The following is a 13,594-nucleotide window of genomic DNA, read 5'->3' as shown; positions in this document are numbered from 1 at the left end:
TCAATGCTATAAAACGCTAAATTATAATTAAAACTCCTAGCTCAATATATAGAACTAAAATAAGCGTAGCATAAATCTTAACGCCCTCTGATACAAGTGTTTAAATTTGAATTTTTATAAGAATAACTAGACAGACCAGTCTTTTGTTATATTTATACCATGGGGGAAATCACAATACACAACAAAATAATCACTTCAGCAAGTAATCTCTTTTATACCAACGGATATAATTCAACGGGAATCAATGAAATTATTTCTAAATCTGGTATAGCAAAAGCTACGCTGTACAGCCATTTTAAATCCAAGGAGGACATTTGTATGGCTTATCTAAAACAGCGCCACGATAGTTTCTTGGAATCCTTAAAAAGTTATGTTTCCAAGAGGAAAAAAGGGAGAAATCAGTTGTTGGCCATCTTTGACCTTTTAAGGGATATGTACAGAGAGGAAGATTTTCATGGTTGTTGGGGACTTAAAACGTTGGGTGAACTTTCACCTAAACAGAAAAAAATTTTAGGGGTAATACAGAAGCAAAAAAAAGAACTGTTATTGTACTTAGGAGAGGTTGTTGGTGACAATATTACCAATATCTCCAAGGCCGAGACCGAAAAAATATCTGGAGGAATCTACCTTTTATATGATAGCGCCATTACCGAGAGTCATTTGTTCAAAAATGATTGGCCCATCTATACGGCTAGAAGCATAGCACCATTACTTTTTGCTAATTCTGAAGTAGTACAATAAAAAGAGCCCCTTCAAAATTGAAGGGGCTCTTTTTATTTATATAACACTTGTTACTATTTTACAATCAAGGTATTATCCGTTGATGTAGGGTTTAAAGGACAGAAATACACGTATTCTCCTTTTTCCAATTTAGTTGGCTTTGACGTTTGTGAAGTTCCTGTTTTTACCGCTTGAGTAACATAAGCAGTCTGGATATGGTTTTCAGGCTTACTAACGTCTTTCCCTTTTTTAACCAACACAAAACCTACTTCATGTCCTACTCCATTGTTCGTAATGTCAAAAACATATGTTCCTTCAGAAACGGTAATTTGTTTTTGTGTAAACTCTCCAGAAGTTTGCTCCAAAGACAGTGTTCTGACCGGTGCATCCTTCATCATTTTATCCTGTGCGTTTACAGAAAATACTGTTCCAACAGCAAATACTAAAATTGCAATTACTTTTCTCATTTTATGATATTTAATTTATTATGGTTTATTTATTATGCTTCAACTGTTTCCAAAGGCTTAGCTACTGGAAAATCAACTGGTACTTCTGTTGTGTTATTGATATAATTTGAAATCGTTTTGTCTCCTACCAATACAATTGTATCAATAAGGTTTTCTTTGGTCCAACCTGCAGTAAAGAAATTGTCTAAAACGGTTGCATCTGTAGTTCCTCTATTTTCTGTGATGTTCTTGGCCAATTTTGCCAATGCATCCAATCTATTGTCAAAAGATGCATTCCCTGATCTTAATTCCAATATTTGGTCATCTGTGAAACCGTTCATTTTACTTATTGCAGTATGTGCGGACAAACAATAAATACAACTGTTCACTTCGCTTACGGCCAAGTTTACAACCTCTTTTTCTTTCGCTTTCAAAGATGTTTTAGCGTTGGAAAGGTTTAAATAATTACCCAATGCATTCTCTGAGTATGCATAGGTGGCAAAAAGGTTTGGAACAAAGCCAACTGCTTTTTCCAGGTTGTCAAAAATTGCTTGATTGTTACTACTTACTTCTTCTCTTTTAGGTACGTTAAATGTGCTCATAATTCTATCTTTTATTTAATTATTATATGGGTTAAAAATTCTTTACAAATGGTTTTTCTGCATCACAATAAAAATCATGGTGATGCTTCTGCTCACAATGTGTGTCTGGTATAAGGGTCTGTACTTCTGCTTTCTTAGAAGTTCTAAATATCTCTATGAGATTGAAAACTGATTTTTCTATTGCGTTCATCTTTACTTTACTTTTAATTACAATGCAAAGATGTAGCGAAAAGACAGGGTGTTGTTAGTAGTAATTTCCCGACCGCTTGCCTAAGTTTCCCTTAAGCAGAAATAAGTAGGTTTTCTCGGTATTCCGAAGGTGTTTTTTGGGTCATTTTTTTAAAAAAACGACTAAAATGTGCTGGATCATTAAATCCTAGATCAAAAGCGATTTCCTGATTTTGCTTATCTGTAAAATGAATAAGTCTTTTTGCTTCCAAGGTCAAACGTTCCAGAATAATTTGTTGTGGAGATCTTTGATTATAGATTGAAAAGAGATTAGATAGGGTTTTAGGTGATTTAAATAGCATTTCTGCATAATCACTTACTTTCCGTTTGGTTTTGTAATGAATATCTACTAGATAATTGAACTTTCTAATGGTATCTACTTGTTCGTTATTAAGTGCTTTAACAATATGCTGTTCCTTGGCTAAACGGGTACTCATGATTATCAATCTTTTCAGAAGCATTTGAAGCATATCACCTTGAATGTTATCTGGTGTGGAGAATTCTTCCAAAAAAACCTCAAACCATATATTAAATTTTCGTAGTTGGTCTTCTGGAATAGAAATTATCGGTAAATCTTGTGTTCCAAAAAAGAGAATGCCATTACAAGAGACTTCACTGTCATGATCAGAAATACAATAAAACTCCCTATTAAAAAGGATAGCCGAAAGTGGCAAGTCGGTTTTAGTAAAGGAAACATTTTGCAAGTAGGTGACCGTTACAATTTGATTGGGCATAAGTTCTAAAACCATATCATCTACAACAAATTTTATGGGTTCATCATTTCTGTTCCATAAAAATTTGATCGTATTGGAAGTTATAGAGAAACGATCATTATCTCTTTTAATGTCATCCGTTAGCCCTAAAATAGCACCCAATTTAGGGTCTTTAAATTCATGTCTCATTAAACTTTGCCTTCTAATTTATTGTTGCAGAATCAGGTTTTTCCAGTTGTTAGTCACGCTATCTTGTTGATACTTACATCCATTTTAAAACCCCTTTTAAAGGATTTCTTAAACAATACTGTTAATGTATTGCCTAGATTTTACTACTGTTAAAACTTTTTATAGTATTGGGCATGGAAAAGACAAAATTCTATGATGAAGCGATAAACAACTTTTATCGCAACAAAGAAATAAATAGCTATCCATTAAGCTCATTGGATATTTATGCGCAACACTTTGGCAAAGTCTGCAAAAATCTTCAAGACGTCAAAAACTTAAGTGATTTGGCCCAAAAAGAAAAATGGGAAAATGAGATGCCCTTCCGTAATGAAATCATGGACAAGGAACATGTTGTCGTTGTAACCGATGCCAATCTTAACATCGTTTATGCTTCCCAAAATATGTTTCAGATGAACGGTTATGAATCTGATGAAGTTATAGGGAAAAAACCAAAAATGTTTCAGGGTAAAGAAACTTGTGTTGAAACCACAAAACAAGTTTCAAACGCTATAAAAAATAATGACCCCTTTGAAGTTGTTTTGCTCAACTATCGAAAAAATGGCTCTCCATATAAATGTTGGATACAGGGTTCTCCTGTTTTTGATAAAGCCGGTAAAGTGGTAAACTTTATCGCCTTTGAAAAGGAAGTTGCCTAAATCTTCTTAACCTGTTTTTCTAAAAAGAACAAGTTTCTATTTCGGTAATACGCAAAGTATTCACCATTCCTTTTTCTTTTATTGGCATTGCCGCTAAACTTATAAGCATATCTCCTACATCCAAAAACCCCTTCTTGCAGGCTATTTGGTTTACATCTTCTATGGTTTCATCTGTAGAAACATATTTATCATAATAAAAGGCCTTTACTCCCCATAACAAATTTAATTGCGTCAAAATCCTTTTGTTAGAGGTAAAAACGAGAATGTGGGCACTTGGTCTCCATGCCGATATTTGAAAAGCTGTATATCCGCTATTTGTAAGTGTAGAAATAGCCTTTGCCTGGATTTCGTTTGCCATTGTGGCCGCGTGGTAACAAACCGATTTGGTAATATATCTTTTGGTACGGATATGAGGTGGTGTTTGCGGAACGTTAATTAAACTAGAGCCTTCAACACTATTTAAAATGCTTGACATTTTTTCAATTACTTGAACCGGGTAATTCCCCACAGAAGTTTCACCGGAAAGCATTACAGCATCAGCTCCATCCATTACCGAGTTTGCAACATCATTGACCTCTGCACGTGTAGGAGTAAGGCTTGTAATCATAGTCTCCATCATCTGCGTGGCAATAATTACGGGAATTCTAGCTTTCTTTGCCCGCAATACCAATTTCTTCTGAATAAGAGGAACTTCATGTGCTGGAACTTCCACACCTAAATCACCTCTAGCAACCATTAAACCATCGCAATACGCAACAATTTTATCAATATTCTCAACTGCTTCTGGTTTTTCAATTTTGGCGATGATTGGAATTTTATGCTCGGAGTGTTTGTTAATTAAATCCTGTAAACCAATAAGGTCTTGACTATGGCGTACAAAAGAAAGTGCCATCCAATCCACTTCTTGCGAAATGGCAAATATGGCATCCTTGATATCTTTTTCCGTTAAAGCAGGTAATGAAATATCTGTATTGGGTAAGTTCACCCCCTTTTTTGATTTTAACGGACCACCCTGTATAACGGTTGTTTTAACTTCATCTTTCCCGTTCGTGGATTTAACTTCAAAAATTAATTTTCCATCATCCAATAAAATTAGTTCACCAGGTTTTACATCTTGAGGAAAGGTTTGGTAGTTCATATAAACCCTCTTTGCCGTTCCTTCAAAAGGCTCCCCAGTAGCAAAAGTAATCTCATCTCCAGGAGCAACAACAGCTTCACCTCCCATAACCCCTACTCTAAGCTTTGGTCCTTGTAAATCTGCAAGTATTGAAGTATTAATCCCCAATTCCCCATTTAAATCCCGTATCATTTGAATGCGTTCCGCAACATCGTCATGGGAAGCGTGCGAAAAATTTATCCTAAAAACATCCACTCCCGCTTCCATCATATTTTTAAGGACTTCCTTCTTACTTGTGGCAGGACCTAGGGTCGCTACAATTTTTGTCTTCTTTCTAGTTGGCATTGCTAAAAGATTAGGTTTCTTTTTGATTTTAAGGTCTGTGTTTCTAACGGATAGGCCGTTACAACTTTAGGTATTTTGTTAATGAATCTAACTTGTTCTTCAAGTTTTAATTCGTCTCCAGCATCAATTTTTAAAAAATAATCAACTTCCTTTCGTTCTTTTATCAAATGATTTGTCCTAAAGGAAGTATTGCTTTCAAAAAAGCCATCTGATGGGACAACCTCTTCAACCATACATTTATTGGAAATTAGTGTCCAACACATATCATTCATTTCATCATCCCATTCAAACACAGAAAACGAAAGGTTTTTGTCAAATTGCAAATCATTTTCCATTCTTTTTAAATGCAGTTGACAGTTGGAGTTTATAGCATAGGTCATAGCATAATCCTCCAGGCCACTATGTATGGCGATGAGCTGAAAGTTATCATCATAAAAGTCTGCTGATATTTTATGCGTCGTTGACATAGCCATAACACGAACTGTAAATATACTCTTAATACATTTGCCAGCCTAGTTGAAATAGGACAATGCACTTCTGAAACCCTACGAAAACGTTAGAGTTTACCTTTATTTAAAGTTGCTCATTTTCAATTCTGCTCTGCAATGCAAAATATGCCCTCCTTGATGCTTTTTCTTCTGCTTTCTTTTTGGAAGTTGCCCTGGCCTTTGCCAGTATTTTTTCTCCTATGGTAAGTTTAACAGCAAAATGCTTTAATTCATCATTGCCGGTGTCTTCATAAACGTCATAATTAAAGGACTTTTTTTGTTTTTGACACCATTCTATGACCAAACTTTTATAGCTGATGACCCTGCCTTCCAACTGTTCAATATCAACATAAGGTTCTATGACTCGTTCCTTGATAAACTTCTCGCAATATGTATAACCCTTGTCTAAATAAATTGCCCCTACTAAAGCTTCAAAAACATTTCCATGTATGTTTTCTCCAAAATGTGATTTGGGGATTCTACTCTCAACAAAGCGTAAAAGATCTAGGTCTTTACCCAATTCATTTAGGTGTTTTCTACTTACAACCTTGGAACGCATCTTGGTAAGATACCCCTCATCCCCTTCTGGAACTTCATTGTAAAGGTGTTTTGATATGATTGTTCCCAACATGGCATCCCCTAAAAATTCGAGGCGTTCATAATTCATGGGGTTCCCCTCTTCATCTCTTTTGTTTACAGAACGGTGCAGAAAAGCCTTTTTATAAATTTCTATGTCCTTGGGTTTGAAACCTAGAATTTTTTTAACTCCCAAAAAAAAATCCCCATCCGTTTTCGGTGGGGAATTGAATATTTTAGAAGTAAATCTCATCTTTTACAAAACTACCCTAATTTCTTGAACAAAACGCAGGCATTATGTCCACCAAAACCAAAAGTATTGCTCATAGCTACATTAACTTCACGTTTCTGTGCCTTATTAAGGGTCAAATTAAGTGAAGAGTCAATATTTTCATCTACCGTAGTATGGTTAATTGTTGGAGGTACAACACCGTGTTCCATTGCCAATATGACCGAGATAGCCTCAATAGCACCTGCTGCACCCAATAAGTGCCCGGTCATTGATTTTGTAGAATTGATATTTATATTCTTAGCATGATCTCCAAAAACTTTAGAAATAGCTTTAAGTTCAGCCACATCACCTAAAGGTGTAGAAGTTCCATGAGTATTTATATGGTCTACATCTTCTGGTTTCAGTCCTGCATTCTCTAAACAATTCTTCATTACCTCAACAACACCAATACCTTCCGGATGTGGAGCAGTCATGTGGTGGGCATCACTGGATAATCCCCCTCCTAAAACTTCCGCGTATATTTTTGCTCCTCTTGCCTTGGCATGCTCATACTCTTCCAAAATTAAAGCACCTGCTCCTTCCCCTAAAACAAAACCATCTCTGGTTCCATCAAACGGTCTTGAAGCTGTTTCCGGACTTTCGTTTCTGGTAGATAACGCATGCATGGCATTAAAACCACCCATTCCAGCTATAGTAACTGCTGCTTCACTTCCTCCTGTAACAATTACATCACAATACCCTAAACGAATTGAGTTTAAAGCATCGAACATAGCATTGGCAGAAGAAGCACACGCAGAAACCGTAGTGTAGTTTGGTCCCATAAATCCATGTTTTATGGAAATATTGGCTGGTGCAATATCTGCGATCATTTTTGGAATAAAGAATGGATTAAACCTTGGGGTTCCATCTCCTTCGGCAAAGTTTAAAACTTCTTGCTGAAAGGTTTCTAGACCTCCAATTCCTGCTCCCCAAATAACACCTACCCGCAACTTATTTATCTCGTCTAGATTTAATTTAGCATCTGCAATAGCCTCATCTGAAGAAACCAAAGCATACTGAGCAAACTTGTCTAATTTTCTAGCTTCCTTTCTATCAAAAAAATCTTGTGGGTTATAGTCCTTAAGTTCACAAGCAAATTTGGTCTTGAACTTTTCCGTATCAAAATACGTTATGGGCGCACAACCACTTTTACCATTCTTTAGTCCTTCCCAATATGCCTCTAAATTGTTCCCAATAGGTGTTAACGCACCCATTCCGGTAACTACTACTCGCTTTAACTGCATTGAACTATTTTTTAACCTTTAGAACCTAAATTAAAAAAAATATCCATGTGATGATCATCACATGGATAATTTAAAATCTTTAGTAAGATATCATAAAATTACTTCGCTTCTTCTATATAGCTGACGGCTTGACCAACAGTTGCAATGTTTTCTGCTTGATCATCAGGAATTTGAATATCAAATTCTTTTTCAAACTCCATGATAAGTTCAACAGTGTCCAAGGAATCCGCTCCTAAATCGTTGGTGAAGCTGGCTTCTGGCACTACTTCATTCTCATCAACACCTAGTTTATCAACGATGATAGCCTTTACTCTTGATGCAATGTCTGACATAATTATATCGGTTTTAAAAATTTAATCGTTGGCAAAAATATAAAACTTTGGATTAAATACACCATTTGTCGATAAAATGTGCTTTAAATTAAACATCTTCTGTTCCAGAATATTACTTTAGCCTTATAAATAAAGGTCCATAATCATAGTAGAAGTCCCCAAATGAAGCGAATTATAGTCTTAGCCTCAGGTAGTGGTTCAAATGCAGAAAATATTATCTCTTTTTTCAAGAAAACGGATTCTATAAAGGTTTGTGCAGTGCTAACCAACAAGAAAACCGCCGCGGTTTTGGAACGTTGCGAAAGACTTGAAACACCAGCTTTCTACTTTAACAAAACAGCTTTCTCTGGTTCTGATGCAGTGATTAGATTACTCAAAGCCCTAAATCCAGATTTAATTGTCTTGGCCGGGTTTTTATGGAAAATACCCGCTTCTTTAATAAAAGTTTTCCCCAATAACATCATTAATATTCATCCAGCATTGTTACCTAAATATGGTGGAAAAGGCATGTATGGCGGCAAAGTACATCAAGCTGTTAAGGACAATTCAGAGTCAGAAACGGGTATCACTATTCACTACGTCAATGAAAATTATGATGAAGGAGCCATTATATTTCAGGCCAAAACAACGGTTACTCCTTCAGATGATGCCAATTCTATAGCTAAAAAAGTGCATCAACTGGAATATGAGCATTTTCCAAAGGTGATAGAAAAACTTCTATTGAAAGATGGCCAATAAGAGAAAATTTTATGTTGTCTGGAAAGGCAAACGACCTGGTATTTATGAAGCTTGGGCTGATTGCAAAGCTCAAATTGAAGGGTTCAAAGGAGCTCAGTATAAATCTTTCCAAGATTTTGCAGAAGCAAAAAAAGCCTTTAACAGCAATTATTTGGAATATAAAGGGAAGTCAAAAAGCAAAAAGGAATTAACCCCAGAAGAATTATTAAAAATTGGGGAGCCAAATTATAATTCCATTTCGGTAGATGCTGCCTCTAGTGGTAATCCTGGTAAGATGGAATACCAAGGTGTAGATACCAAAACTAAAAGAACGCTTTTTAAACAGGGGCCTTTTGAACAGGGAACAAACAATATAGGTGAGTTTTTAGCGCTCGTGCACGGATTGGCCTTTCTAAAAAATAACAAAAGTACCCGCATACTTTATTCAGATTCTAGAATTGCAATGGGTTGGGTAAGGAAGAAAAAATGTGGCACCAAGTTGAAGAAAAATGCTAAAAACAAAGTAGTCTTTGAACTTATTGAACGGGCCGAGGAATGGTTAAAGAAAAATTCTTACAATACGCCTATTGCTAAATGGGAAACCAAGGCCTGGGGTGAAATTCCTGCAGATTTTGGAAGAAAGTGAGCCACGCTTTGTACAATTGAATCCAGTTTTCCTTAATTGTCCACTCTGTTATGATAAATGGAATATCTAAGTGTATATTTGCAGCAAATTTACACAAATGGGCAAATTGCTTATTGTTGGGAGTATGGCCTTCGATGCTATTGAAACCCCTTTTGGCAAGACAGGTAAAATATTGGGTGGAGCAGCCACTTTTATAGGTTTGGCAGCAGACCAGTTTAATGTAGAATCTGCTATAGTCTCTGTTGTAGGTGATGATTTCCCACAGTCTTATTTAGACATTTTTGCTGACAGAAACATAGATATCTCTGGGGTTGAAATCGTTAAAGGCGGTAAAACCTTTTATTGGAAAGGAAAATACCACAATGACCTAAATTCACGGGATACTTTGGTTACAGAACTAAATACCTTAGGTGATTTTAATCCTATTGTTCCAGGACATTTCAAAGATGCCGATGTGGTTATGCTTGGAAATTTACATCCTAATATTCAGATAGGTGTAATCAATCAAATGGAAGAGCGACCAAAACTTATCATTTTGGATACCATGAATTTTTGGATGGATAATACATGGACGGAGTTGATTGAGGTAATAAAGCATATTGATGTAATTACCATAAATGATGAAGAGGCCCGTCAATTGACCAATGAATATTCCTTGGTGAAGGCAGCAGCCAAAATACAGGAAATGGGACCTAAATACGTAGTTATTAAAAAAGGAGAACACGGTGCCCTTTTATTCCATGAAGAACATATTTTCTTTGCTCCCGCGCTACCATTAGAAGAAGTTTTTGATCCTACTGGAGCTGGAGATACATTTGCCGGCGGATTTGCTGGCCATTTGGCGCAGACAAAAAATATTTCTTTTGAAAGTATAAAGAATGCCATTATTCATGGTTCTAATTTGGCTTCATTTTGTGTGGAGAAATTTGGAACGGAACGAATGATATCACTGCAAAAACATGAAATTGACAAACGTTTGTTGCAGTTTAAAGAATTGACACAATTCAATATTGAATTAACATAAATAACTGCCCTGAACTATTTCGGGGCTTTTTTATTTTATATAGATATGAGTGATGCGATTAAGCACGAATGCGGAATTTCAATGATCCGTTTGCTTAAACCTCTGGAGTACTACAAAGAAAAATATGGTACAGCGTTCTACGGCGTAAACAAAATGTACCTAATGATGGAAAAACAGCACAATAGAGGTCAAGATGGTGCTGGTTTTGCAAGTATAAAACTGGATATGGATCCTGGAGAGCGTTACATGAGTAGGGTGCGTTCTGCACAGCAGCAACCAATACAGGACATCTTTGACCAAATTAATGATCGCATTAATACTTCTCTAACACAAAACCCAGAATATGTAGATGATGTTGCGCTTCAGAAAAAGAACATCCCCTATATAGGTGAATTGTTGATGGGTCATGTTAGATATGGCACCTTTGGGAAAAATAGTATTGAAAGCGTTCACCCATTCCTAAGACAGAACAATTGGATGCACCGTAACCTAATTGTTGCTGGTAATTTTAATTTGACCAATGTTGATGAGCTTTTTAATAATCTTGTTACGATAGGCCAACACCCTAAAGAAATGGCCGATACGGTTACCGTAATGGAAAAAATAGGGCATTTCTTGGATGATGCTGTTGCCAAGCTTTACAAACAAATAAAAAAAGAAGGGTTTAATAAAAGGGAAGCTTCGCCCTTAATTGCGGAACGACTTAATGTGGCAAAAATATTGACCAAAGCTTCCAAGAATTGGGATGGCGGCTATACTATGGGCGGTTTGTTGGGTCATGGAGATGCTTTTGTAGTTAGAGATCCAGCAGGAATTAGACCAGCTTATTACTACAAAGATGATGAGTTTGTGGTTGTAGCTTCGGAAAGACCCGCTATTCAAACTGTTTTCAATGTTAAATACGAGGATGTTAAGGAATTAGACCCTGGACATGCAATAATCATAAAGAAAAAAGGAACTGTTCATTTAGAGGAAATACTTGAACCCACGGAAAGAAAAGCATGTTCTTTTGAACGTATTTATTTTTCAAGAGGAAGTGATAAAGAGATTTACCAAGAACGAAAAATGTTGGGTAAACTCTTGTTTCCAAAAATTTTAAAAGCCATAAATGATGATTTGGTAAACACAGTCTTTTCATACATTCCCAATACTGCCGAGACTTCTTTCTTTGGTATGGTAAAGGAGGCACAGAACTACCTTAACGCAAAAAAAGAAGAACAAATTCTAGCCTTAGGCCCAAAAATTACAGGTGAAGAGCTTCATAGAATTTTGGAAGTTAGACCTCGCATTGAGAAGGTGGCTATTAAAGATGCTAAGCTACGAACCTTTATTACGCAAGATAGCAGCAGAGATGACCTTGTAACCCACGTATATGACATCTCCTATGGCTCTGTAAAGGAAAATGACAACCTGGTAATTATTGATGACAGTATTGTTAGAGGCACGACCTTAAAAAAGAGTATCTTAAAAATTCTTGATAGGTTATCTCCAAAAAAAATAATAGTAGTTTCTTCTGCTCCCCAAATAAGGTACCCAGATTGTTATGGTATAGATATGGCCAAACTAGAAGATTTTGTTGCTTTTAAAGCAGCCCAAGCGCTTCACGAAGAAAATGGAACCACTGATAAAATAAAAGAGATCTACGAAAAGTGCTTAACTCAAACTAATTCTAAAGACAAGGAAGTTGTTAACCATGTTAAAGAGTTTTATGAGCCTTTTACACCTGAGCAAATTTCAAAAAAGATTGCTCAAATCTTGAGTCCGGAAGGTATCAATGCTGAAGTAGATATTATCTATCAAAGTATTGAAAGCTTACACCAGGCTTGTCCAAAAAATTTAGGGGATTGGTATTTCACTGGGGATTATCCCACTCCTGGAGGAAACAGGGTCGTAAACAGAGCTTTTATTAATTTCTACGAAGGGAAGAACGAAAGGGCATATTAATTGAGTCCTATCTAAATTAAAGTTAATGTGTGCATTTCATCGATGAAACGTGCATGTTGCCGTCTTTTTGATTCTCAGGTAAAAGTCAAACCTACTTTAGTATTGCCATAGCATAAGTAGGTTAAGTTCATGGTAAGATTTGGGGCAAAAAAGGTGGAAGCTATTCCACCTTTTTTATTTTAAGTAATCCAAATACCGCATCACGTAATCCTTTTCTTTAGTAATAGTACGCTCTAACCACAAGATTGGTAATTCAACCAAATAACGAGGGTTTCATCTAAAAGCTTTCTCACTAAGCATAGCCTTGACTTACATTTGGAGGACCATAGCATAAGTAGGTTAAGTTCATGGTAAGATTTGGGGAAAGAAGGCGGAGAAATCTCCGCCTTCTTTATATTTGAGTCCCAAGGATTTAACAAATTTCCTCGCTGAATTATTCGCAACTTTTTTTCAAAGAATCAAAAAATTCCTCAAAAACTTTTGTTATTTCTCACAATACCAGTAATTTAGTTTTGCCATAGCATAAGTAGGTTAAGTTTATGGTAAGATTTGGGACGAAAAGGGTGAGGGCTTCCTCACCCTTTTCTATTTGGTGCATTTATAAAATAAAAAGGCCGAGCACAGAACTGTGCTCGGCCTTTTTAAGTTTAACAGGATTCTCTCTCCTAATTATTTATTGGCTTCGTAATTTTCCGAAACCTTGTCCCAATTAATTACATTGAAAAATGCTTCTACATAATCTGGTCTTCTATTCTGATAATTTAAATAGTATGCATGTTCCCAGACATCCAATCCTAAGACAGGGTGTCCTCCACATCCTGTTTCTGGCATTATTGGATTATCTTGGTTTGGAGTGGAGCAAACCTCAACCTTGCCACCTTTATGAACACATAGCCAAGCCCAACCTGACCCAAATCTTGTACCAGCAGCTGCGCTAAATTTTTCTTTAAATGCATCAAAAGAGCCAAAAGCATCGTCAATGGCCGCAGCTAAATTTCCACTTGGTGTTCCACCTCCATTTGGAGACATAACCTCCCAGAAAAGAGAATGGTTATAAAATCCACCACCATTATTTCTTACTGCCCCATTGGACATGTCCAAATTGGCTAAAATATCAAGGATTCCTTTTCCTTCTAAATCTGTTCCCGCAATTGCACCATTTAATTTAGTAGTATATCCATTATGGTGCTTTGTATGGTGAATCTCCATTGTTCTTGCGTCTATATGTGGCTCTAAGGCATCATATGCATAGGGTAGTTTTGGTAATTCAAAAGCCATAATTATATTGTTTTTAAGT

General features: G+C 36.2%; 16 protein-coding genes. 6 read left to right on the top strand and 10 right to left on the bottom strand.

Going from position 1 to position 13,594, the window contains the following annotated elements:
- Positions 1 to 159: 159 nt before the first annotated feature.
- The gene (locus tag SJY44_RS03690) at positions 160 to 741 is read left to right on the top strand and encodes a TetR/AcrR family transcriptional regulator (protein ID WP_298923799.1); all 582 of its coding nucleotides are present in this window, start codon (positions 160 to 162) and stop codon (positions 739 to 741) included.
- 53 nt (positions 742 to 794) lie between these two features.
- Here the strand turns inward: SJY44_RS03690 and SJY44_RS03685 are convergent, their stop codons facing one another.
- The 4 genes from SJY44_RS03685 to SJY44_RS03670 form a co-directional block, all read right to left on the bottom strand.
- On the bottom strand, positions 795 to 1,187 hold the full coding sequence (locus SJY44_RS03685; RefSeq protein ID WP_298923797.1) for a plastocyanin/azurin family copper-binding protein: 393 nt from the start codon (positions 1,185 to 1,187) through the stop codon (positions 795 to 797).
- Positions 1,188 to 1,219: 32 nt separating this feature from the next.
- Positions 1,220 to 1,768, bottom strand: coding sequence for a carboxymuconolactone decarboxylase family protein (locus SJY44_RS03680; RefSeq protein WP_396591329.1), 549 nt, complete (start codon positions 1,766 to 1,768; stop codon positions 1,220 to 1,222).
- 31 nt (positions 1,769 to 1,799) lie between these two features.
- Entirely contained in the window at positions 1,800 to 1,958 is a 159-nt protein-coding gene (locus tag SJY44_RS03675; RefSeq protein ID WP_165819345.1) for a hypothetical protein, read from the bottom strand.
- A gap of 91 nt (positions 1,959 to 2,049) precedes the next feature.
- Complete coding sequence (locus SJY44_RS03670) at positions 2,050 to 2,898, bottom strand: helix-turn-helix domain-containing protein (protein ID WP_396591328.1); 849 nt, start codon at positions 2,896 to 2,898, stop codon at positions 2,050 to 2,052.
- Between the two features lie 173 nt (positions 2,899 to 3,071).
- On the opposite strand from SJY44_RS03670, the gene SJY44_RS03665 reads away from it, so the two are divergent.
- Positions 3,072 to 3,593, top strand: a complete 522-nt coding sequence (locus tag SJY44_RS03665; protein ID WP_396591327.1) for a PAS domain-containing protein — start codon at positions 3,072 to 3,074, stop codon at positions 3,591 to 3,593.
- A gap of 19 nt (positions 3,594 to 3,612) precedes the next feature.
- Here SJY44_RS03665 and pyk read toward each other — a convergent pair whose 3' ends face one another.
- The 5 genes from pyk to SJY44_RS03640 all read right to left on the bottom strand — a co-directional run bounded on the left by pyk (position 3,613) and on the right by SJY44_RS03640 (position 7,966).
- The gene (gene pyk / locus SJY44_RS03660) at positions 3,613 to 5,055 is read right to left on the bottom strand and encodes a pyruvate kinase (protein ID WP_298923789.1); all 1,443 of its coding nucleotides are present in this window, start codon (positions 5,053 to 5,055) and stop codon (positions 3,613 to 3,615) included.
- Between the two features lie 2 nt (positions 5,056 to 5,057).
- Positions 5,058 to 5,528, bottom strand: coding sequence for an IPExxxVDY family protein (locus tag SJY44_RS03655; RefSeq protein WP_298923787.1), 471 nt, complete (start codon positions 5,526 to 5,528; stop codon positions 5,058 to 5,060).
- Between the two features lie 100 nt (positions 5,529 to 5,628).
- Positions 5,629 to 6,372 (bottom strand): ribonuclease III, encoded by a 744-nt coding sequence (gene rnc / locus SJY44_RS03650; protein ID WP_298923784.1) that lies wholly within the window; start codon positions 6,370 to 6,372, stop codon positions 5,629 to 5,631.
- A gap of 11 nt (positions 6,373 to 6,383) precedes the next feature.
- The gene (gene fabF / locus SJY44_RS03645; protein WP_396591326.1) at positions 6,384 to 7,634 is read right to left on the bottom strand and encodes a beta-ketoacyl-ACP synthase II; all 1,251 of its coding nucleotides are present in this window, start codon (positions 7,632 to 7,634) and stop codon (positions 6,384 to 6,386) included.
- Positions 7,635 to 7,732: 98 nt separating this feature from the next.
- Positions 7,733 to 7,966, bottom strand: a complete 234-nt coding sequence (locus SJY44_RS03640) for an acyl carrier protein (protein ID WP_298923780.1) — start codon at positions 7,964 to 7,966, stop codon at positions 7,733 to 7,735.
- 162 nt (positions 7,967 to 8,128) lie between these two features.
- Between SJY44_RS03640 and SJY44_RS03635 the strand changes: the two genes are divergently transcribed.
- The 4 genes from SJY44_RS03635 (at position 8,129) to SJY44_RS03620 (ending at position 12,297) form a co-directional block, all read left to right on the top strand.
- Positions 8,129 to 8,704 (top strand): phosphoribosylglycinamide formyltransferase, encoded by a 576-nt coding sequence (locus SJY44_RS03635; RefSeq protein WP_396591325.1) that lies wholly within the window; start codon positions 8,129 to 8,131, stop codon positions 8,702 to 8,704.
- Positions 8,694 to 9,329, top strand: coding sequence for a ribonuclease H family protein (locus SJY44_RS03630; RefSeq protein ID WP_298923777.1), 636 nt, complete (start codon positions 8,694 to 8,696; stop codon positions 9,327 to 9,329). Before SJY44_RS03635 ends, SJY44_RS03630 begins: the two co-directional genes overlap by 11 nt.
- A 97-nt stretch (positions 9,330 to 9,426) precedes the next feature.
- Positions 9,427 to 10,353: a PfkB family carbohydrate kinase gene (locus tag SJY44_RS03625; RefSeq protein ID WP_298923776.1), complete on the top strand. Its 927-nt coding sequence runs from the start codon at positions 9,427 to 9,429 to the stop codon at positions 10,351 to 10,353.
- A gap of 45 nt (positions 10,354 to 10,398) precedes the next feature.
- Positions 10,399 to 12,297, top strand: a complete 1,899-nt coding sequence (locus SJY44_RS03620) for an amidophosphoribosyltransferase (protein ID WP_396591324.1) — start codon at positions 10,399 to 10,401, stop codon at positions 12,295 to 12,297.
- A 669-nt stretch (positions 12,298 to 12,966) separates the two neighbouring features.
- On the opposite strand, the gene SJY44_RS03615 is transcribed toward SJY44_RS03620, so the two are convergent.
- Positions 12,967 to 13,575, bottom strand: coding sequence for a superoxide dismutase (locus SJY44_RS03615; RefSeq protein ID WP_396591323.1), 609 nt, complete (start codon positions 13,573 to 13,575; stop codon positions 12,967 to 12,969).
- Positions 13,576 to 13,594 lie beyond the last annotated feature (19 nt).

This window comes from Allomuricauda sp. R78024, from assembly GCF_044596045.1.
Lineage (GTDB): Bacteria > Bacteroidota > Bacteroidia > Flavobacteriales > Flavobacteriaceae > Flagellimonas.
Note: the sequence above shows the minus strand (reverse complement) of the source record. Positions and strands in the feature narration are given on the sequence as shown.